At 71.4% G+C, this 20,129-nt stretch carries 14 protein-coding genes and 2 pseudogenes; 8 read left to right on the top strand and 8 right to left on the bottom strand.

The window, feature by feature from the left end:
* Positions 1-27: 27 nt before the first annotated feature.
* A pseudogene (locus AB0J76_RS21040) lies at positions 28-228 on the bottom strand (IS701 family transposase); the annotation flags it as partial.
* 696 nt (positions 229-924) lie between these two features.
* Between AB0J76_RS21040 and AB0J76_RS21035 the strand changes: the two are divergent.
* Together AB0J76_RS21035 and AB0J76_RS21030 are read left to right on the top strand one after the other, a co-directional pair.
* Entirely contained in the window at positions 925-1,080 is a 156-nt protein-coding gene (locus AB0J76_RS21035; protein WP_352327843.1) for a hypothetical protein, read from the top strand.
* Between the two features lie 117 nt (positions 1,081-1,197).
* Positions 1,198-2,469, top strand: a complete 1,272-nt coding sequence (locus AB0J76_RS21030; protein ID WP_352327844.1) for a serine hydrolase domain-containing protein — start codon at positions 1,198-1,200, stop codon at positions 2,467-2,469.
* A gap of 68 nt (positions 2,470-2,537) precedes the next feature.
* Here the strand turns inward: AB0J76_RS21030 and AB0J76_RS21025 are convergent, their stop codons facing one another.
* Both AB0J76_RS21025 and AB0J76_RS21020 read right to left on the bottom strand, forming a co-directional pair.
* Entirely contained in the window at positions 2,538-3,191 is a 654-nt protein-coding gene (locus AB0J76_RS21025) for a response regulator transcription factor (protein WP_352327845.1), read from the bottom strand.
* Positions 3,188-4,363 (bottom strand): histidine kinase, encoded by a 1,176-nt coding sequence (locus AB0J76_RS21020; protein ID WP_352327846.1) that lies wholly within the window; start codon positions 4,361-4,363, stop codon positions 3,188-3,190. Before AB0J76_RS21020 ends, AB0J76_RS21025 begins: the two co-directional genes overlap by 4 nt.
* A gap of 130 nt (positions 4,364-4,493) precedes the next feature.
* Between AB0J76_RS21020 and AB0J76_RS21015 the strand changes: the two genes are divergently transcribed.
* Genes AB0J76_RS21015 through AB0J76_RS21005 form a run of 3 tightly spaced genes read left to right on the top strand, consistent with a single transcriptional unit; the run spans position 4,494 to position 9,351 of the window.
* Positions 4,494-5,897: an MFS transporter gene (locus tag AB0J76_RS21015; protein WP_352327847.1), complete on the top strand. Its 1,404-nt coding sequence runs from the start codon at positions 4,494-4,496 to the stop codon at positions 5,895-5,897.
* Complete coding sequence (locus tag AB0J76_RS21010) at positions 5,894-7,969, top strand: DPP IV N-terminal domain-containing protein (protein ID WP_352327848.1); 2,076 nt, start codon at positions 5,894-5,896, stop codon at positions 7,967-7,969. The genes AB0J76_RS21015 and AB0J76_RS21010 overlap by 4 nt, the downstream gene beginning before the upstream one ends.
* A complete protein-coding gene (locus AB0J76_RS21005; RefSeq protein ID WP_352327849.1) occupies positions 7,966-9,351 on the top strand; it encodes a serine hydrolase domain-containing protein in 1,386 nt (461 codons plus the stop codon). Before AB0J76_RS21010 ends, AB0J76_RS21005 begins: the two co-directional genes overlap by 4 nt.
* Here the strand turns inward: AB0J76_RS21005 and AB0J76_RS21000 are convergent.
* From AB0J76_RS21000 to AB0J76_RS20990, 3 genes are all read right to left on the bottom strand, one after another.
* Positions 9,348-9,536, bottom strand: a complete 189-nt coding sequence (locus AB0J76_RS21000; RefSeq protein ID WP_364390176.1) for a hypothetical protein — start codon at positions 9,534-9,536, stop codon at positions 9,348-9,350. The two genes, AB0J76_RS21005 and AB0J76_RS21000, sit on opposite strands and share 4 nt — an antisense overlap.
* Positions 9,537-9,736: 200 nt before the next feature.
* Entirely contained in the window at positions 9,737-10,306 is a 570-nt protein-coding gene (locus tag AB0J76_RS20995) for a TetR/AcrR family transcriptional regulator (protein WP_352327645.1), read from the bottom strand.
* 9 nt (positions 10,307-10,315) lie between these two features.
* Positions 10,316-11,215 (bottom strand): SDR family NAD(P)-dependent oxidoreductase, encoded by a 900-nt coding sequence (locus tag AB0J76_RS20990; protein WP_352327644.1) that lies wholly within the window; start codon positions 11,213-11,215, stop codon positions 10,316-10,318.
* A gap of 127 nt (positions 11,216-11,342) precedes the next feature.
* On the opposite strand from AB0J76_RS20990, the gene AB0J76_RS20985 reads away from it, so the two are divergent.
* Positions 11,343-11,735, top strand: a complete 393-nt coding sequence (locus AB0J76_RS20985; RefSeq protein WP_352327643.1) for a hypothetical protein — start codon at positions 11,343-11,345, stop codon at positions 11,733-11,735.
* 981 nt (positions 11,736-12,716) lie between these two features.
* On the opposite strand, the gene AB0J76_RS20980 is transcribed toward AB0J76_RS20985, so the two are convergent.
* The gene (locus AB0J76_RS20980) at positions 12,717-15,902 is read right to left on the bottom strand and encodes an RHS repeat-associated core domain-containing protein (protein ID WP_352327642.1); all 3,186 of its coding nucleotides are present in this window, start codon (positions 15,900-15,902) and stop codon (positions 12,717-12,719) included.
* A 178-nt stretch (positions 15,903-16,080) separates the two neighbouring features.
* On the opposite strand from AB0J76_RS20980, the gene AB0J76_RS20975 reads away from it, so the two are divergent.
* Together AB0J76_RS20975 and AB0J76_RS20970 are read left to right on the top strand one after the other, a co-directional pair.
* Entirely contained in the window at positions 16,081-17,595 is a 1,515-nt protein-coding gene (locus AB0J76_RS20975; protein ID WP_352327641.1) for a DNRLRE domain-containing protein, read from the top strand.
* A 407-nt stretch (positions 17,596-18,002) separates the two neighbouring features.
* Positions 18,003-18,782 carry a neutral zinc metallopeptidase gene (locus AB0J76_RS20970; RefSeq protein WP_352327640.1) on the top strand — a complete coding sequence of 260 codons (780 nt, stop codon included), beginning with the start codon at positions 18,003-18,005 and terminating at the stop codon, positions 18,780-18,782.
* 145 nt (positions 18,783-18,927) lie between these two features.
* On the opposite strand, the pseudogene AB0J76_RS20965 reads toward AB0J76_RS20970, so the two are convergent.
* Positions 18,928-20,008 (bottom strand): annotated as a pseudogene (locus AB0J76_RS20965) (IS630 family transposase).
* Between the last annotated feature and the right edge of the window lie 121 nt (positions 20,009-20,129).

The following is a 20,129-nucleotide window of genomic DNA, read 5'->3' as shown; positions in this document are numbered from 1 at the left end:
TCAGCAACCGGCGGGTCTCGGGCAAGGTCAAGGGATGCGGTCGTCGGTGACCCTGGGCGGTTGGGCGGCGGCGTTGACTGTCAGGAGGGCCAGGGCGAGCATGGCCAGGGTGATGTGCCGCTGCCAGGCCGTCCAGCCGCGGACCTGGTAGTGGTCCAGCCCGACCTGGCCCTTGGCGGCTTGGAAGGACTCCTCGCCCGCCCAGCGGATACCGGCGATCTTGACCAATGCCCCGCACCAGGCGGCGCTCGGCCGGCGTGAGCCGTGCCGGAATCTCATGGTCCTCATGCCGACGAAACTTCACTTCTCCTGCCCCCTTGCCTGTAAGTAGTTGATGTCCCCCATGATCGACTTCGTAGCGGGATGGCCGGGGCTTCGGGGCCTGGTCTCGACCACGTGGATCAACTCCTTCGTCAACGGGCCGCTTCGACCGACGATCGCCGTCAGGCCGTCTAAGCCGCTCCGACGTCAGCCGGCCACGGTGGCGGGCGGCGGTGGCGGCGGTGGCGGCGGTGGCGGCGGTGTGGTGTGGGGCGCGACCAGTGCTCGCGTGGCGAGCGCTGCCTTGCCGGAGAAGGGCATGGGTGTTCCTTTCGGTAGGTCGGCCGCGGACGAGGAGGGTGAAGTCCCTGACACAGATTCATGCTGGTGAGCTTCTTGTGTGAGCCCTGTGCGGCGAAGGTTCGGGGGCGTAGGCGAGTCGAGGTCGCGCCTACGCCCCCGCATGTCCCGGCCAGGAAGCAGGATCAGTTGATTGAGGATGCCCGACAGTTTTGAGGGCACGTGGCCGATGCTGGTCTTCCCATGGGGGGCCGCTGAAGACACCACGTGACTGCGAGGCTGATCAGGGTGAACGACGCTCACTCCGCGTCGGCGGGGTGCCGATGTGGGAGCCCCCGTGGGCTAAGGTCTGCTGTCTGCTCGATGCCGGGCGCGCGGGCGTGGCTGGAGGGTTCCAAGGTGACGATGGAGTGGCTCACGCCGCAGGACGTCGCGCAGACCGTGGGGTTCATCGCGAGCCTGCCGCCCCGGGCGAACCTCCAGCAGGTCACCATCATGCCCACCGGCCAGCCCAGCTGACCGTCCCCGCCCGCCGCGCTCGAACGCCCACCAAAGTACGGTCCTGCCGTGCCGAAGGTCGGCTTCGCCCGCCATCTCCTTGATCGGGCACGGCAGGGCGGCCGAGACTCGGTCGCCATGGAAGAGATGCTGACCGAGGCCGCTCGCCGCCTGGGTGTCACCGGCGCGCAGGTCGCCGTGCTCGCCGACGGCGAGTTGCGTGAGGCCGCCACTGGGGTCGCCAACGCCGAGCTGGGCACGCCGATGGACCCCCGCACGCTGATCCAGATCGGTTCGACGACCAAGCTGCACACCGCGGTGCTGGTGATGACGCTGGTCGACGAGGGTGTGCTGGACCTGGACGCGCCGGTCGTACGCCGGCTGCCGGAGCTGCGGCTGTCCGACGCCGCCGCCACCGCGTCGGTGACGGCCCGTCACCTGCTGTCCATGACCAGCGGGATCGACAACGGGTTCTACGACGACCCGGCCGACTACCTGGCGACGCTGTCCGGTATGCCGATGCTGTTCGCCCCGGGTGAGGGCTACTCCTACAGCAACGCCTCCACCGTCGTCTCGGGCGCGCTGGTGGCGCGACTGACGGGGTCGAGCTGGGACGAGGCGTTGCGGCGCAGGGTGTTGGAGCCGCTGGGGCTGCGCGAGAGCCTGACGTCGTGGGAGGAGCTGCCGTATCACCGGGTCGCGGTCGGGCACGCGCCCGACGGATCGGTGGTACGGCCGTGGACGTTCTCGCGCGCCTCGGGGCCCGCGGGGAGCACGTTGTGCTCCACGGCCGCCGATCTGGTCAGGTTCGGCGAGCTGTTCGTACGGGCGGGGGCCGGTGTGCTGTCGGCGGAGGCGTGCGCCGCCATGCAGGCGCCGCAGGTGTCGCTGCCGACCAGGAGGTTCGCCGACCGCTGGTGCCTGGGGCCCTACCAGCGCGATCTCGGGGGAACGACCGTGCTCGGTCACAGCGGGACGAACCTGGGCGGCTCCTCGACGCTGCTGTGGGTGCCGTCCACCGGCGTGGTCGTCGCGGTGGTGTGCAACAGCCCGCACGCGGGCTATCCGCTTGCGGCCGCCGTGACCCGCGAGCTCCTGGGAGCCGGTGCCGTGGACGTGGAGCCGGTGACGCGGCTCACCGCCGACGCGGGCCCGTACGAGGGCCGATACGCCGCCTGCGACCTGCGCTACAAGGTGACCTCGGTGGACGGGGTGCTGACGATCACGCTGGAGGACGTGGCCTCGGGCGCCGTCAGCCCGCCGGTGGCGCTGCTGCCGCTGGACGAGCACCGGTTCCTGCCCGAGCAGGACCTGTCCGGCGGGCGGGGCTGGGATCTGGCGTTCGCGGTCCAGGACGGCCGGGCGGTACGCCTGCTCAACGGCGGCTTCGCCGCCCGCCGCATCGCCTGAGCCCAGGCTCGGCCGACCGGCCCGGCGTCGCGGGCTCAGGCCCGGCCGACCAGTCCGGCGTCGCGGGCTCAGGCCCGGCCGACCAGCCCCGCGTCGTGGGCCAGCAGCGCGGCCTGGGTGCGGTTGGCGCAGCCGAGCTTGCCGAGCAGCCGTGACACATAGCCCTTGACCGTCGTCTCGCTGAGGTAGAGCCTGCTGCCCGTCTGGGAGTTGGACAGCCCTTCGGCCAGGCAGACCAGCACCTCGGTCTCGCGCTCGGTCAGGCTGTCGACCAGTCGCCTGGCGGCCCGCCTCGCGGGCTCGGCGGGGGCGAAGGCCGCCACCAGCCGCCTGGTCAGCTCGGGCGAGACGACGGCGTGCCCGTCGGCGGCGACCCTGACGATGCCGGTCATGTCCTCGGGGTCGGTGTCCTTGAGCAGGAAGCCCACCGCGCCCGCGCGCAGCGCCCGGACCGCGTACTCGTCGAGGTCGAATGTGGTCAGGATGATGATCTTCGGTGGGCGCGGCAGCCGGCAGGCTCGCTCGGTCGCCGTCAGGCCGTCGACGCCGGGCATCCTGATGTCCATCAGCACGACGTCCGGCGCCAGCCGGACGATCGCCTCGACGGCCTCGGCGCCGTCGTGCGCCTCACCGACCACCTCGATGTCGGCGGCGCGGGACAGGATCGCTCGCAGGTGGGCGCAGACCATCCGCTCGTCGTCCACAAGCAGGACCCTGATCATCGGGCGCTTCCCCTCCCCTTTTCGAGCAGGTGTCCGGGCAGTTGCCCGGGCAGTCTGGCCGGCAGTGTCGCCAGCACCTCGAATCCTCCCGTCTCGGTCGGCCCGGCGGCGAACGCGCCGCCGACCAGTTCCACCCGCTGCCGCAGGCCGAGCAGCCCGGTGCCGGACGACGGCAGGCTCAGGCGCATCGGCTCGGCGCGCGCCGGGTCGGCCGGATGGTTGCGCACCTCGACGCGGACCCCGCCGTCCCGAGGGCTCAGCCGGACGGAGACCGGCGCGCCCGGCGCATGCTTGCGCACGTTGGTCAGCGCCTCCTGCACCACCCGGTAGGCGGTACGGCCGAGCGGCGCCGACAGCTCGATCCGCTCGTCCTGGCTCAGCGACACCGGCAGCCCCGACTCGGCGACCAGGCGGGAGACGTCGAGCAGCGTCGGCGGCGGGGCGAGATCGGCCGGTTGCCGGTCGTGCAGCACCCCGACGACCTCGCGCAGCTCGCCGAGCGCGCGCCGGCCGGTGGCGCGCAGCTCCTCGGCGGCCGTACGCACCTCGGGCGTGGGCGCGGCCATCCGCAACGAGCCGGCCTGCAGCACCATCAGGCTGACGTGGTGGGTGACCACGTCGTGCATCTCGCGGGCCAGCCGCGTGCGTTCCTCCAGCCTGGCCTGCTCGACCAGCAACCGCTGCTCGTGTTCGGCGCGTTCGGCGCGTTCGGCGAGCGCGGAGTTGAGCCGCCGCTGGCTGTCGGCGTAGAGGCCGAGCAGCGTCGCGGGGATCACTACCAGGCCGCAGATCGCGACGAGGTTCAGGGCCGTGGCGAGGTCGGGCGCCTCCCACAGGTGGCTCAGGACGACCAGCGCCAGCCCGGCCACCGCCACGAGCAGCCGCCGGTCGCCGCGGTGGGCGCCGAGCGAGTACAGCGCGAACGGCATCGCCACCGGCACCTCGACGAAGCCGAGCGGGATCATCGCCAGCGCGACGGCGAGGGGGAAGCGCCGCCGGCCGAGCAGCGCGACCGCTGCCACGGCCTGCACCCACAGCCCCTGCCAGGGCACGTCGGGCACCAGCGCCATCGGCACCGCGCCGCTGATGGCCAGATCGCTGCCGACGCCCACCACGCCCACGGCCGTGGCGAGCGCGACGTCCCCCGACAGCCTTCTGACCCGCGCGTTCATACCGCCACGCTATCGATCCGCGCAGGCCGGAAGGATCCGACGAAAGTAGGATGCCGGTGCCTACGATCCCCACAGGACAGCCCCCGTTCGGCGCTCGTGCGGGCCTGCCGCGTCGCGTGATCCTCGATGCGTGAACGATCTTCCAGGCGAACACGCCTCCCTGACCAGGCAGGACGCCCGCGCGATCCTGGGCGTCACCGGCAAGGAGGGCGACACCGCTCCCCTGCTGCGCACGCTCAGGGAGCACGGCGTCGGCCTGTCGTTCCTGGTCGCGCTGACCGTGCTGGCCGTGGTGGACAACTTCCAGACCCAGGTGTTCGGCGTGCTCGCGCCCGAGATCGCCGCCTCGCTCGGGATGGACGCGGGCTCGCTGTCGGGGATCGTCGCCGCTCAGGGCGTGGCGACGGGGATCGCCCCGTTCGCGGTGGCGGCCCTGCTGCGCCGCCACCCCCATCGGGTACGGCTGGCGGTGGGCACCGGGTTCGCCTGGAGCCTGACCACGCTGTTCACCGGATCGGTGGCCGGGCCCGTCTCGCTGGCCGTGCTGATGCTGGTCAACGGGGCCACCACCGGCACGGTGGCGGTGCTGCACCCGCCGCTTCTCGTGGACGCCTACCCGCCGCCCGCCCGCATGCGGGTCATGTCGCTGTACTCGGCCTCGTCACCGCTGGCCGGCGTCCTCGCGCCGCTGGTCGTGGCGGGACTGGTGTCGTGGCTCGGCATGGACTGGCGGGCGGTGTTCGCGACGTTCGGCGGGCTGTCGCTGGCGGCCTGCCTGTACGCGCTGCGGCTGCGCGAGCCCGTGCTGGGCCGCTGGGACGTGGCCGAGCTCCAGGCCAGGTCGGGCAGCGCCGTACCGGCCGCGGACGCGGGGACGGCGGAGTTCGGCGGATTCCGGGCGGCGTTCGCGCGGACTCTGCGCATCCCGACCGTCCGCCGGATGTGCGTCGGCTTCACCGCGGTAGGGGCGCTGGCCGCGCCGTACGGGGTGGTGGTCTCGACCCTGCTGGAGCAGGAGTACGCGCTCACGCCCGGCCAGCGCGGGCTGTTCACCGGCGCCGCCGCCGCGGTCTCGATCGCGGCGCTGGCCGCCTTCGGGACCAGGGCGGAGGCGGCCTACCGGGCGGGTCCGGCGCGGTTCATGGCGCTGTCGGGCGCGGCGCTGGCCGCGGCGGCCACGGCGTTCGCCCTGTCCTCGGTGGTGCCCGTGCTGTGGGTGATGCTGGCCCTGCTGGCGCTGGGCCAGGCCTTCCTCGCGGTGATCGGGCCGTGCCTGTTCATCGGCGCCCTCTCGGTCGTACGGCCCGCCGACCGTCCGCACGCCATGGCCGCGCTCGGTCTGATCATCGCGGCCGGCGGCCTGGTGGGCGCCGGGCTGCTGGCCCTGGCGACCGCCTTCCTCGACCTGCGCGGCGCGCTGCTGTTGCTGCTCGTCCCCGCGGTCCTCGGGTCGTGGTTCATCGCGACCATCCGCAAGACCCTCATGGGCGATCTCGACGCCCTCATCGACCACGCGATCGGAGAAACCAAGTGATCGACGCCTATCGCCGCGCCGAGGCGCTGCACGTCTCGCGGGAGGCGAAGCTCGTGCACCGCTCGGCCGTGACGCCGGTCTGGGAGGAGGACTCCTTCTGGTACCTGGCGAGCACCCCCGAAGGCCCCCGCCAGGTCAGGGTCTTCCCCGAACGGAAGGAACGGGTGGAGGGCCCTGCCCCGGCCGCCGAGCCGGTGCTCCCGCCCGAGCTCACCGGTGCCCAGACCTCGCCCGACGGCCGTTTCACCGTGACCTGCGAGGCCGGCGACCTGCTGGTGAACGGTACGCGCGTCACCCGCGACGGCGAGCCCGGCCACGCCTACGGCCTGCCGAGCGACCAGAACCGGATGCCGATCGTCGCCGCCCAGCAGGGCATGACCACGCCCCCGCTGCTGGCCTGGGCGCCCGACGGCCGCCGGTTCGTCACCCACCGCGTGGACCAGCGGCACGTGCCCACGCTGACGATCACGCAGTCGTGCCCCCCGGGCGGCGGCCGTCCGCTGGCGCACACCCTGCACTACGAGATGCCCGGCGACCCGCTGCCGACGGTCACGCACGCGATCTTCGACGCGGAGACGGGCGAGCGGGTCGACGTCGCGCTCGGGCCGCTGCCGTTCACGCACGACGCCCCGCTCAACCTCGACCGGATCTGGTGGGAGGACGACGACACGCTGTGGCTGCTGCACTGCACCCGCGGCAACCGGGGAGTCGTACTCCACCGCGTCGACGCCAGGACCGGCCGCGTCGAGGTCGTCCTGGAGGAGCACGCCGAGACGGTGGTGGCAACGGCCCCGACGATCGTCGTCGCGCCCCTCGTGCGCACCCGCGGCGAGGAGGTGCTGTGGTACTCCGACCGGTCGGGCTGGGGCCACCTGTACCTGTACCGAGGCGGCGAGCTCGCGAACGCCGTCACCACCGGAGAATGGCTCGTCCGCGAGCTGCTTCAGGTCGACTGGACGGCCAGGCAGGTGCTGTTCCTGTCGGGCGGGCACGGGTCGAACCCCTACGACCGCCGCCTGTGCCGCGCGGACCTGGACGGGGGCGAGGTCACCGTGCTCACCCACGAGGACGCCGACCACCAGGTCCACGTCTCCCCCGACGGCCGATGGCTCGTCGACACCTACGCCACACCCGGCACGCCGAGCGTCACCGTGCTGCGCGACGCAGCCGGAGCGCTCGTCATGCAGCTGGAGCAGGCCGACCTCAGTCTGCTGGAGAAGGCCGGGTGGCGGGCGCCCGAACGCTTCACCGTCAAGGCCGCCGACGGCGTCACCGACGTCCACGGGCTGCTGTTCCTGCCGGGCGACTTCGACCCGGGCAAGCGGTATCCCGTCCTCGACTCGATCTACAACGGGCCGCAGATCACCCGGCAACTGCGCACCACCCTGCGCGGCTACACGCTCGACCCGTGGCTGCTCGATCCGGCGGGCGGCGCGCCGTCGCTGGCCGCGCTCGGCATGGCCGTCGTGGTGCTGGACGGGCGCGGCACGCCATACCGGGGGAAGGCGTTCCAGGACGTCTCCTACGGCGACCCGGCGGTGACGGCCGGGCTGGAGGACCACGTGGCGGCGATCACGCAACTCGCCGCCGAACGGCCCTACCTCGATCTGGAGCGGGTGGGGATCACCGGGCACTCCGGCGGCGGCGCGGCCACGGCCAGAGCAATGCTGACCCATCCCGGCTTCTTCCACGTAGGCGTCGCCTCAGCGGGCGACTACGAGCACGACGGCTACTACGCCGTCTGGGGCGAGACGTACCAGGGGCCGCCGCCGCAGGACTACGCCGCGGGCTCGATGCTGCCGCACGCCGGCGCGCTCGCCGGCAAGCTGCTGATCATCTTCGGCGAGATGGACGACAACTGCCATCCCGGCCTGTCGCTGCGGCTGGTCAATGCGCTGGTCGAGGCCGATACCGACTTCGAGATGCTCATGGTGCCCAACGCCGCCCACGGCTACCTGCACGCGGAGGCGCACGTGCTGCGCCGCACCTGGGACTTCCTCACCCGCCACCTGATCGGCGCGGAGCCGCCCGCCGGATACCGGATCGACCCGACCTTCGGAGCCGCCGCATGAGCGCCGCCCTTCCCGACCTGCTCCCCGATCTGCGGGCCGATCTCCACGCGCTGGCCGGCGAGCACGGCGTCACCGGCGCGGTCCTCGCCTTCACCGCCGGCTCCACCGCCGGCTCCACCGCTGGCGCGGAGGTGGCCGCCGCCGCTACGGGAGTCCTCAACACCCGTACGGGCCAGCCCGTCACGACCGACTCCCTGTTCCAGATCGGCTCGATCACCAAGGCGTGGACGGCGACCCTGGTGCTCCAGCTCGTCGGCGAGGGACGGCTCGACCTCGACCAGACCGCGCAGTCGGTGCTGCCCGGGCTCGCGCTGCCGGAGCCGGTGACCATCCGGCAGTTGCTGGCGCACACCGGCGGGTTCGAGGGAGACGTCTTCACCGACACCGGCAGGGGTGACGACGCGGTCGACAAGCTGGTCGCGCTGCTCGCCGACGTGCCGCAGCTGTCGCCGCCGGGCGCGATCTGGTCGTACAACAACGCCGGGTACGTCGTCCTCGGGCGTGTCGTCGAGGTCCTGCGCGGCCTGCCGTTCAACGCGGCGCTGCGCGCGCACCTGATCGGCCCGCTGGGGCTCACGCACACCGCCACCAGCGCCGACGAGGCCATCCTGTACGGGACGGCGGTCGGGCACGCCGCCGGCGAGCCGGTCTCCACCTGGTCGCTGATGCGCTCGAACGACCCGGCGGGCGCGAGCCTGGCGATGACCGCCGCAGATCTGCTGACCTTCGCCCGCGCCCATCTGGCCGACGGCGCGCAGGTGCTGCCCGCGAAACTGGCCAGGACGATGCGGGAGCCGCAGGTCGCCCTCCCCGACCTCGGCCGGCCCTCCAGCTGGGGTCTCGGCTGGGAGGTGCAGGAATGGGCGGGCGGCACGGTCGTCGGGCACGACGGCTCCACCCCCGGCCAGGCCGCCACGCTGAAGCTCGTACCGGAGGCGGGGGTGGCCGCGGTGCTGCTGACGAACGGCGGCGACCCCGACCCGCTGGTGGCCGAGCTGCTGACGCCCGTGCTCGGCCGCCTGGCCGGGATCAGCGCGCCGCCGCCCGTGAAGCCGCCCGTGCCCCCGCTACCCTTCGACGTCGGCCGCTACGCCGGGCGCTACGTCTCGGAGGTGACGGCATGGGAGGTGACCGGCGACGCCGAGGGCCGGCTGTGGGTGACCGTCACGCCGCTCGGCGCGATGGCCGAGCACGGCGCGCCGCAGACGTTCGAGCTGGCCAGGCTGCGCGGCGACACCTTCGTGTTCGCGCAGGCGAGAGGCGGGACGCACGCGGCCGTCGCCTTCGTCGGCGACGACGACGGCCGGGCCCGCTACCTGCACACCGGACGGCTGAACGTACGCGATCCCCTGCGAGGACCGTTGGGCCGGACTGCCGGCTAGACCGGCACGGAGGGGTTGTAGAACAGCGCCCCGATCCGTTGTCCGGTGGCCTTGCGTCGCGTCATGTTCGGCGAGACCTGCGGCCCGTCCGGTTTCGCCCAGTCCACCGGCACGGCGAGGGTGCCGCACTCGGCTCCCGGCTCCTTCCCGCAGGCTCGCCAGTCGATCGCGTCCGTGCTGGTCACGCGTACTGCTCGGCTCGCCTGGGCCGTCCCGGCGGCGGGTGCCGCCGGGACCGCTGCCGCGATCAGCGCCAAGCCCGTGACGAGAGGGGGCCATTTGATGATCTAGATCGTCTCCGGCCCACCGGCCCCCGCCATCGGCCTTTGGGACCGGCCGCATCGGCCGAAGGACCGATAGTTCATCGGCTCACGTTCGCCCTGGTTCACGGCGTGACCCGCAGGCCCTCCAGCAGCGTGGCGAGGTAGCGGCGGGCGGTGGCGGCCCGGTCGGCGGTCGCCCCGCCGTGCACCTGCGCGGCGTAGGCGACGCCGCACATCAGCGGGACGAGGTCGTCGGCGGCCAGGCCTGGCCGGACCGCTCCGGCCTCCCGCGCTCGCTGGAGCAGCGTGTCGCCCGCCGACCACAACGCCTTCTTCAGCTCCGTCGTACGCGGCAGCGCGTCGGCCGGCGCCGCGGCGACCGGAGCCAGGGAGGCGTCGCTCACCTGGGCCTCGACGGTACGCATCAGGAAGCCCTCCAGCGCGCGCCAGGCGTCGGCCTCGGCCAGCGCCCGCTCGCCGTGGGCGGCGAGGGCTTCCAGGCACGGCGTGGCGACGGTCTCCAGCAGCGCCTCGGGCGTGGCGAAGTGGCGGTAGACGGTGCCGACCCCGACGCCGGTGCGGCGCGCGACGTCGTTGAGCTGCAAGGGGACGCCTTCGTCGACCAGGGCACGGGCCACGGTGACGATTCTGTCCCAGTTGCGGGCCGCGTCCTTGCGCAGTGGCGTCGTCATGGGCCCAGGTTAACCGGATCGTCCATCCAGTTGCGGCCGGGTCAGCGGCGCGTGGCGTTCGCTCAGCGCGCGTACCGCGTCGGCGATGCGGGGGTCTGTCGCCACGCGGAAGGGCGCGGCCGGGCCGCCGTGCGGGCCGATGACCACCCCGGTCCGGCCCTTCAGTGCCTCGTCGGTGGCGGCGACGACGGACGACCGGGCGGCGGCGGAGGCCGGGCCCGACGTCGAGCGTTCGAATCTGCGGCGCACCAGCGGCCACAGCAGCCGCAGGGCGGGCGAGACGATCTTCGGGTCGGTCATGGTGCCGTCGGTCATGCCGGTCGCGGCGCCGCCCGGGTCGGCGGCGAAGACCGACACGCCCGTGCCGTCCAGGCGTGCGGCCAGGTCGAGGGTGTAGGCCAGGTTGGCGAGCTTGGCGCGGCCGTACCAGTGGAAGCCGTAGTAGCCGCCAGGCGGCTCGGCGGCGTCGAACACCCGCTTGGCCGCGACGACCGCGCCCGAGGTGACGTTCACGACCCGGCTCGGGGCTCCGGCGGCGAGGGCGGGCAGCAGCAACTCGGTCAGCAGGTACGGCGAGAGGTGGTTGACGACGAACGACGCCTCGACCCCGTCGCGTTCCTGCCGGTCGGGGAACATCGCCCCGACGTTGTTGACCAGCACCGTCAGCTCCGGATGCGCGTCGGTGATCCGCGCGGCGAGCATGCGGACCTGGTCGAGCGAGCCGAGGTCGGCCGCGAGGAACCGGGCGGGGTGGGCCGCCCCCGCGGCGTTGATCTGCTCGACCGCCTGCGCGCCCCGCCCGGCGTCACGGCCGACCACGGTGACCGCGAACCCCGCCCTCGCCAGCCCCGACGCCGTCTCCAGCCCGATCCCGCCCGTCCCGGCCGTCACCACAGCGGTCCTGTTCATGCCCTGCCCCCTCATACCGGATAAGTCATCCATTTATTGGCACTGTAGCACCTATCCGGATGACCCATCCGCTTTACGCGGGGGGCCTGTGGGGGACCGCAGGCCGGCAGCCGCTTATGATCGCGCGGTGCGGACATGGACGGAGCGCCCTGGCAGAACCGACGTCGAGGCGGTCGTCCGCCGCTACTTCGGCCTGCTCCGGGCCGGGCGGATCGCCGAGGCCGAGCAGCTCGTCGACCACTCCTCGATCCGGCACGTGCTCAGGGCGCTGTGGACGGGCTCGGCCGGAGCGGACGCCGATGCGGAGGAGGCGGATCGCGGCCCCGCCGCCGGCGAGGAGGAGCGGGACCTGTCCTGGCTCGGCGAGCTCGACCTGGGAGGCATCCGCTGGGGTCACACCGACAGCCATGTCTGCGCCGAGGTCACCTACCGCGCGCGGACGATCGAGGTGTCGCTGGGCTTCTGGGTCAAGCCCACGGACGCCGGCTGGGTCCTCGCGGGACCGTCCACCCTCTGGTAGGGAACCGGCGGGGGACGATCGCGGGGAGGGCGGCCATGTCGGCGGCGGCCAGCGCCTGCCGGGCGGGCTCCAGGAAACGCCGGCCGGCCTCGGTGAGGCGCACCCCCTGGCCGCCGCGATGGTGGCGTCGAGCCCGTCCCTGCCCCGCACGGAGACCAGCAGGTCGGTGTACACCGCGTCCTGCGCGAAGACCTCCGCCAGGACGGCCTGCCGCGCGGCGGCGTCGGTCTCGTTCCACGCGGCGAGGTAGCGCTGGACTAACTCGTTCATGTCGCTCATGTCGTTCTCCTCAGTGATCGTGCTCTCTTGTGACCACCAACTTACGGAGGCGGGAACGGCGCGGAATCTGACGTGCTTGAGTACTTCGGTACCGGAGTTGACCGTCGATCATGGTGAGCTGGATCGCGGCCACACCGCGTGCTGTGAGAACCCGGCCCACGTGCCTGACGTGCCTGACGTGCCTGACAAGCTCATCGGTCTCTGACCTGCGACAAGATGGCAAGAAGCCACGATAACGCGCTTTCGTTGAACGCCTCCTCCCGCTCCTTGTCGGAGGACTTCATGACGACTGAGCGGTCCCCACAGCGACCGCCGGCGGGTGATCGCCAACACGGTGTCGCTGCACTCGATCTCCACGTCTGTCTCGGCTGGGAGCCTCTTCGTTCCCTCGAGGATTTCGGCCGCGGCACGCATTTCCTTCGTGGTAGGAGCAGGGGCGTCGCCACCAGGTATACGAGGCCGATGACGATGCTGGCAGTGGCCCAGTGCCATCCCCGGTGAGCAGCGTCGGCCGCAGCCTGCCGACCCGAGCGGGGGCCTGCTACGACGAGGACTGGAACCCGCGGGCGTTCCCGGGGGCTGCGCGCCGGACGATCGCGTCCGGCGCACGTGCGGGTCCGCTTTGCGGCGGCCCGCACGTGCCGGCAGGAGCTCAGTGCCCCGTGGGACATGTCTTCGCTTGCCGTGCCCGCGTGGAGGGTGTCATTCGGAGGCGTAGGAGACCAGGCAGCTTCCCGCGCCGGCGGCCAGCCCGGTGGTGAAGCCTCCGATGACGCCGACCGCGATGCCGAGACCTCCGCTGAAGGCTCCGGCGATGCCGCCCGCCAGGGCGGCGGCCCCGCCCCAGATCAACCCTTGTACGGCGCAGTTCTGGGTCTCGCTGAGCACCCGCCCGGTCGGGTCGGTGTAGTTGACCGGGTTGCAGGCGGCGTAGGCGTAACGGTTGCCGCGCTTGGTGTCGCCGAGGAAGGTCAGCGAGTCCTGCTGGGTGAAGCGGCCGGTGGCCGAGTTGTACCAGCGCTGGCCCAGTTTGACCGGTGAGATGTCGGGGGCCAAGTTGAGGCCGCCTGCGTAGCGCAGGATGTTGGTGCCTGGCACGCTGCCGGTGGTGGCGACGGTTTGGCCGTAGGCGTCGTAGGAGTGGGTGGCCGCCACCGTGCCGGACGCGTCGACGACCGCGGTGACCGAGCCGAGGGCGTCCAGGACGTAAGCGTAGGCGCCGGAGGAGCTGATCAGGCCGAGCGGGGTGCCGCGGCCGTCCCGCTCCACGTAGTTGGTGACCGAGCCGTTGGCGTACGACTGCAGCCACGGCTGCTCGTTCTGGTCGCTCTTGCCGTAGACCAGGCTGAAGGCGCCCGCGGACACGAGCTCGGTGTTGCCGCGGTCGGCGTAGCGGTTGGTGGTCGTGGTGCCGTCCTTGCCGCGGCTGGTGAGCTGGCCCGCGGCGTTGTAGGTCATGGTGCCGAGGAAGCCGCTGGTGGTCTGGTTGCCCGCACCGTCGAAGGCGGCGTTGTCGCCGTCGATCTGGTTGGCCGAGTTGAAGGTGTAGGAGTGCTGCTGGGCGCCGTCCTTGCTGTCGGTGGTGCGGTTGCCGTCGGCGTCGTAGGTGTAGGTGTAGTCGTGACCGTGGACGTTCGTGGCCTTGGTCAGCCGGTTGGCCTTGTCGTAGCTGTAGACGGTGACCTCGCCGCTCTGCTCGTCCTTGGCCGAGTACCGCAGATCGCTGTCGTTGCCCGAGGTGGTGGCGCAGGGCGTGCCGGCCGAGTAGCAGTAGGAGAGGTCGGAGACGACGTCGGAGTCCGAGGAGGCGCGGGTGGAGGTGATGCGCTTGATCCGGCCCGAGTCGTCGTAGGAGGTCTTGGTACGCAGCGCGTAGTGGGAGTCGTCGGGGGAGTTGAAGGAGGTGCCGGTACGGCGGCCGTCGTCGTCATGGGTGAAGCGCCACTTGTGGCCGCTCGCGCCGGTCATGGACGACATGAGGTTGCGGCTGTCGTAGGCGTAGGTGGTGGTGCCGCGGCCGTCGGTGAGGGAGATCAGGTTGCCGACCAGGTCGTAGGCGTAGCGCAGAGTGCCTCCGCCGGAGGCGGAGGTCCGGGTGAGAACCTGGTTGCGGGCGTCGTAGGTCCAGGTGGTCGCGCCGGAGGCGTCGGTGCGAGTGGTGAGGTTGCCCGCCGCATCGTAGACGTAGGCGACGGCGGGGGTGCCGTCGGAGAAGGAGGCCCGGGTGATGCGGTCGCTCAGGTCGTACTCGTAGCTGGCCTTGCGGCCGGCGCCGTCGGTGCCGGTGAGCAGGCGGCCGAAGCCGTCGTAGGTGAAGGTCCGTACGCCGAGGCTGTTGCCGGTCGGCGGGGTGATCTTGGTGAGGGTACGGAACGGGGTGCCGTCCCACGGGTCGGTGTCGTAGGCGTACGTGGTGGAGTTGCTGCCGTTCTTGGGGTCCGTGGAGGACTTGACGGTGCCGTCGTCGTTGTAGTCCACCTTGGCCTTGGCGGCCGTTGCGTCTGCGGAGGAACTCAGGTTGCCGGCGCCGTTGTAGGTCAGCGTCGTCTTGTTCTTCTGCGGGTCGGTGAAGGAGGAGGGCTGGAAGGCGGCGGTCGGGTTGGTCGAGGTGGCCGGGTTGGCGTAGGCGAGCGTGGTGGTGGCGCCGGTCGCGGCCTTGCTGGTGGTCATCGATTCGCCGTTGTTGGCGCCGTAGGTGTTGGTTGTGGTGCCGCCCGTGGCCGTGACCGACGAGGCCACGTCGAAGAAGGGTGTGTACGCCCGCTTGCGGGTGTGCCCTGCCGGGTCGGTCGTCTCGGTGATCCGCTTGCTTGAGGAGTTCACCTTGTACGTTGTGTGCGGCACCGAGGAGACGGGCTGCGCCTGATCGGTGCCGGCGTCGGCCACCAGGGTCTGCGTGGCGGAAGGATAGGTCAGCCTGGTGATCGAGGGTGCCCCGGAGTCGTTGACCTGGGTGACGGAGGTCACCCGCCGGTCGGCGTCGTAGGCCAGCCGCAGTTCCTTGCCCCGGGCGTTCCTGATCGAGGTGAGCAGGTGGCCGGAGGCGTAGCCGAACTCGACGCGTGCACCTGTGGGGTCGGTCAGCGAGGCGAGTTCTTTGCCGGAGTTGTAGGCGTAGGTCACGGTGCGGGTGGTGCCGGTGCCGTCGCTCTGCCGGTATCCGCTGATGGTGCCGTCGGCGTTGGTGGTGACGTACACCAGGCCGGGGTCGTCGCCCGCCGCCGCGCGGGCGGCCGCGGCCGACAGAGTGCCGCGCGCGATGAACTCGACGTCCACCGGGTCGCCGTCGACGTAGGAGAAGTGGGTGTAGTTGCCGTTACGATCCTTGTTGGAGTCGAGCCGTCCTGAGCTGTCGAACAGCAGTTTGCGGCCCTCGTCGTGGTAGGTGAGCGTCCAGTCGCCCGCCGAGTTCTTGGTGAGGTCGGCCTTGAACTCCTTGGGCGAGGCGTAGGAGGTGGTCGAGCCCGATTTGAGAGTGAACTTCCCGTTCACGCCGTCACCGTCCACCAGCAGGACCGCGCCGTCCTCGGCCTCGAACAACTGCTGCTCGAACCCCTCGCGGGTACGCCAGCCGTTACCGAGCAGGCCCTCGTCCATGCCGTGACCGAGCAGCAGGCTGTTGTAGACGGCCCCGAGTGTGACGGTGCGGCTGAGCGCGGGCTGGGTCAGGTCCGCGGTGCGTACGAGCGCGTTGCCCGAGCCGACGTTGACCTTCACCTCCACGTGGTCGGAGACCTGGTAGGTGAGGAAGGTGCCGTTGCGTGTGGGGCCGGTGCCCACGGGAGGGTCAGGTTGCGGCGGCCAGAAGGCCGCGGCCGGCGCGGCTGGGGCCAGAGCGGTGATGAGCGCGGTGACGACACCGGCGCACAACAGCGTTCGCAGGCGCATGGGCGCGAACTCCTTCACGGAGGGGGTGGGGACACCTGAAGATCAGCCCAGGTCTGGACCGCCGCAAGGGATGGAACAGAAATGGACGGTATTGCACGCTCTCGTCCGGGTAGATCTGGCGGCGGCACAGCGATCAGCACGTACCTTCGTCAGCCGGCAGACGCCACAGGGGACGCCGATGACCGATCATCGTCTCGCCGACCGGGCACCCGATCCCTCTCAGGCCCGCACTCCGGACGACTATGTCGCCCTTCTCAACGAGCTGCGGCTGTGGTGCGGCAACCCGTCCCTGCGGCGGCTGCGCCAGCTCGGCGGCCTCGTTGTCGCGCCCTCGGGGGCGAAGGTGCACGCCTTGGCGCCGAGCACGATGTCGTACGTGCTCACCGGGCGCGGCCTGCCTCGGCTTCCCAAGCTGGAGTTCGTACGGGGGTTCGTCGGGGCCTGCCTGGCGTCCTGCGGCGACCCGGCGAGTAGCGGCCCCGAGGTGGAGCGCTGGGTCACCGCCTGGCGCCGCCTGGCCCGCCCCGCCACCGGCCAGCCCCCTCCCCCGCCGCCCTCACCGGACCCCGGAGCTCCCACGACGGTCCCCGCCGCCGTCCCGGAGGTCGTCGGTGGTGCTCCTGCGACGGTCCCGCGCGAGGTGAAGGGCTCCTCGCCGGGGCGGCGGACGCGGCGCCACACCATGACGGCGATCCTTCTGGTGGGCGTTCTGGTATGGGGATACTCCGTGAGCACCACACGACCGCCGCACCATCCCGCGCCCGCCTCCCCTCCCACCCGGGCGGCGCCGCTCGCACCCGCCAAGGCCGCCCCCGCCGCCAACGTCGAGGTGGCCGCCAGGCTCGACGTGTCGGTCTCCGGCGACCGCGTCTTGGCCACGGGCACGACGCTCCAGGCGGGGGCCTCGTACCGCGCTTATCTCGCCTTTGACCTGCCACCGGCGACGGGCAGGCGCGTGAAGAGCGCCCGGCTGCTGCTCTGGAACCACGCCTCACCCGGCTGTGGGGCCGCCCTGGACGGGGGGATCGAGGTCCGCCGCGTGACCTCCTCCTGGTCGGACAGCACTCTCACGCCTGGCCGCCAGCCCGGCACCACCACCGAGGGAGCGGCGGTCAGCCGCGCCGCCCACGGCGGCCCGCACTGCGATGGTGGCTACCTGCGCTTCGATGTCACCGGCATCGTCCGGGCGTGGGCGGCCGGCGAGCCCGAGGACGGCCTCCAGGTACGCGCCCACGACGAGGACGACCCGCACGCCTGGCGCAGGTTCTACGCCGGTGAGCGCGGCGAAGAGGGCGCGGCGCCCCGGCTCGACATCGTCTACAACGCCGTCCCCGGGACTCCGTCCATGCTCGGTCAGTCCATCGGCACCTCGCTGACCCTGAGCGCCGCCGTGGCCGACCCCGACGGCGAATGGCTGGACGCCGAGTTCGAGCTCTCCGTGGCTCCGGCCCACGGCACGAGTACGAGTACGGGCATGGTGATCTGGCGGGGCAGTGCCTCGACCCGAGCCGGACGGCCGGGCACGGTCACCGTGGACCGGGCACTGCTGCGACCGGACGTCCTGTACCGCTGGCGCGTCAGGGGCGACGACGGCACCGACACCGGCCCCTGGACGGGCTACCGCTACGTCCGCCTGCCCGGAACGGGCGTCCCGACCTCGCCCACCGCGGGGGCCGGTGAGCGCGGCGCTTGATCGTCCGGGCGGTGCCGAGGCGGTGAGAGCTGACGCCTGACGAAATTGAGGGTCAGGCCAGCTGCCTGGCTGACCACTCCGTCGGGCCTCTCCAGGGGTGCCACCGGAACGGCGCGATCCGTCGCTGCGGCACGGCTCGCCACGGACGTACAGCCAGTACGGGTGCCGCTGCCCGGAATGCCAGGCCACGCAGACCGGCTGCACAGCAGCGCGGCGGTGGCTGGAGGAGACCGCTGCCGGAGCGCGGTGAGACGAGGCCCGACCGCACGAGCGGCGATCGTGGCGCCGAGGCTGCGGCTGGTGTGGGCTCAGCTGTTTGGTCCGGCGTGCGTCGCGGATCAATGGCTTCGGCTCCGGGCCGGTACCGATATGGCGCTCCAACCCCGCAAGCCCTATTGTCGCCCATCGTGAAGCCCCTCAAGATCGCGGCACTCGCCTGCGTCGTCCTCACCCCCTTGACCGTCACGGCGGCCGCGCACGCCTCGGCGTATCCCGTGACGAACCCCGTGCTCGTCAAGAACGCGTTGTACCAGGCCGGGCCGCTGCCCACCACGACCTGTGACAACCTGCCGGACGAGCCCACCACGCCCGCCGAGGCCCGCACCTACATCAACGAGGCCCTGCGCTGCCTGGAGAACACCTGGGGACAGCACCTGCAGAAGGCCGGCCTGCCCTATGAGCCGGTCAAGGTGCGGTACGTGACCCGCCTGCCGAAGAACTACTGCGGGTCCGAGGACGGCAGGACGATCCAGGCGTCCGAGGTGTGGTATTGCGACTGGGACCGCACGCTGTCCTTCAAGATCGGCAAGTACTGGCTCCTCGGGCCAATCACCGGCCTCGATCTCTTCAACACGGTCGCCGGCACCTACAGTTACCACGTGCAGAAGCAGGCCGGACTCTACGACGCCGGCGAGAACCTCAGAGCCGCCAGCAAAGCCGAGCACCTCGAGCAGGGGCGGCGCATCCACCAGCAGGCCGAATGCCTGGGCGCGGCCTTCACCAAGAGCGTCTGGCCGCTGCCGGGCAAGACCGAGCGGGACTGGGAGAAGGTTGCGGCGTCCTTCTACCGCGACTCCGCCGAGTACGGCAAGGCCGCCAACCGCAAGCGGTGGGTCAAGGCCGGCTTCCGCACCGCCGACCCGGCCTCCTGCAACACCTGGGCGGCAGCCTCGTCCAAGGTCTCCTGACGCGATTCACCCCGGCCCGGCTGTCCAAAACAGCCTGATCGCCATAGGAGGGTTGCCGTAGTCCTCGGGAAAGATCCGGCGGAAAGGGCCGTGGCCTGGCGTCTTCAATGACCGTGTAGTCGGTCTGGGGGGTAGACCCCAGCAGCTAGTGTTCTGAGTCGTTAATTCGATTGAGATATGCGGCGATGGTCTCGAAGATCTCCTCTGCGGTCTTGATCCAGACGAACGCCCGGGGATTGTCGTTCCATGTGTCGATCCAGGCTTTGAGTGCGCGTTCCAGATCGGTGACCGAGGTGTAGGACCCGCGCCGGATCATCCGGCGGGTGATCTCGGCGAAGAACCGCTCCACCAGGTTCATCCAACTGGAGTAGGTGGGAATGAAGTGCAGGCGGAAGCGGGGGTGAGCCAGCAGCCAAGCCTTGACGACCGGTGCTTTGTGCGTTCCGTAGTTGTCTAAGACGAGGTGGACGTCCAGCTCGGCGGGTGTCTCGCGGTCGATCTGGTCGAGGACGTGCGGAACTCCACCGAACGGTGCCGGCGGCGGTGGGCGGAGATCACCTTGCCCGAGGCCGCATCCAGGGCCGCGAACAGAGTGGTGGTGCCCGCCCGGATGTAGTCGTGGGTCTGGCGCTCGGGGACCGCGGGCATCATCGGCAGCACCGGCGAGGAGCGGTTCAGCGCCTGGATCTGGGACTTCTCGTCCACGCACAGCACCAGGGCCGCCTCGGGCGGGCTGAGGTAGAGGCCGGTGACGTCGCGGACCTTCTCGATGAAGAAGGGGTCGTCAGATAGCTTCCACTTGTCGACCAGGTGGGGTTTGAGTCCGAAGGCCCGCCTGATCCGTGAGACGGCGGTTTGGTTCAGTCCGGTGCGCTCGGCCATCATCCGGGTCGACCAGTGCGTGCCGCCGTCGGGCGGGGGTTGTTCCAGGGTTTGCCTGATGACGTCCTCGACGTGGCTGTCGATGATCTTTCTCGGCTGGCCGGGGCGGTCCTTGTCGGACAGTGCCTGTAGGCCGCCGTCGATGTAGCGGTTGCGCCACTTACCGACCGTCTGCGGCCAGATACCGAGGTCGCGGGCGACCTCGGTACCTGGCAGCGCAGGATGATGCGTGCGCGCTGTGCCATGACCTGCGCCAATGTTCGCCGGCGCGCGACCTGTTCCAGTACGCGCCGATCCTCTTCGCTGACAAGCAAGGGCCGTCGAGGTCTGCCACGCTTCGCCATGCAGACATCATGCCTATTTATTCATCGAATTAACGACTCAGAACCCTAGCGCGCGGCCGAGCGGGCCGCGCTCGACGCGGGGTTCAGGACGGCTGCGGCACCGGGATGAGCGGGGGCGTCG

The sequence above is a fragment of the Nonomuraea sp. NPDC049624 genome, assembly GCF_040675255.1.
Lineage (GTDB): Bacteria > Actinomycetota > Actinomycetes > Streptosporangiales > Streptosporangiaceae > Nonomuraea.
Note: the sequence above shows the minus strand (reverse complement) of the source record. Positions and strands in the feature narration are given on the sequence as shown.

Excerpts from the sequence above, each read along its gene's own strand:
- AB0J76_RS21030 (WP_352327844.1), top strand. The coding sequence starts at position 1,198 with ATGGAAGAGATGCTGACCGAGGCCGCTCGCCGCCTGGGTGTCACCGGC.
- AB0J76_RS20995 (WP_352327645.1), bottom strand. The coding sequence starts at position 10,306 with ATGACGACGCCACTGCGCAAGGACGCGGCCCGCAACTGGGACAGAATC.
- AB0J76_RS20990 (WP_352327644.1), bottom strand. The coding sequence starts at position 11,215 with ATGAACAGGACCGCTGTGGTGACGGCCGGGACGGGCGGGATCGGGCTG.
- AB0J76_RS21005 (WP_352327849.1), top strand. The coding sequence starts at position 7,966 with ATGAGCGCCGCCCTTCCCGACCTGCTCCCCGATCTGCGGGCCGATCTC.
- AB0J76_RS21020 (WP_352327846.1), bottom strand. The coding sequence starts at position 4,363 with ATGAACGCGCGGGTCAGAAGGCTGTCGGGGGACGTCGCGCTCGCCACG.
- AB0J76_RS20975 (WP_352327641.1), top strand. The coding sequence starts at position 16,081 with ATGACCGATCATCGTCTCGCCGACCGGGCACCCGATCCCTCTCAGGCC.
- AB0J76_RS21035 (WP_352327843.1), top strand. The coding sequence starts at position 925 with ATGCCGGGCGCGCGGGCGTGGCTGGAGGGTTCCAAGGTGACGATGGAG.
- AB0J76_RS21025 (WP_352327845.1), bottom strand. The coding sequence starts at position 3,191 with ATGATCAGGGTCCTGCTTGTGGACGACGAGCGGATGGTCTGCGCCCAC.
- AB0J76_RS20980 (WP_352327642.1), bottom strand. The coding sequence starts at position 15,902 with ATGCGCCTGCGAACGCTGTTGTGCGCCGGTGTCGTCACCGCGCTCATC.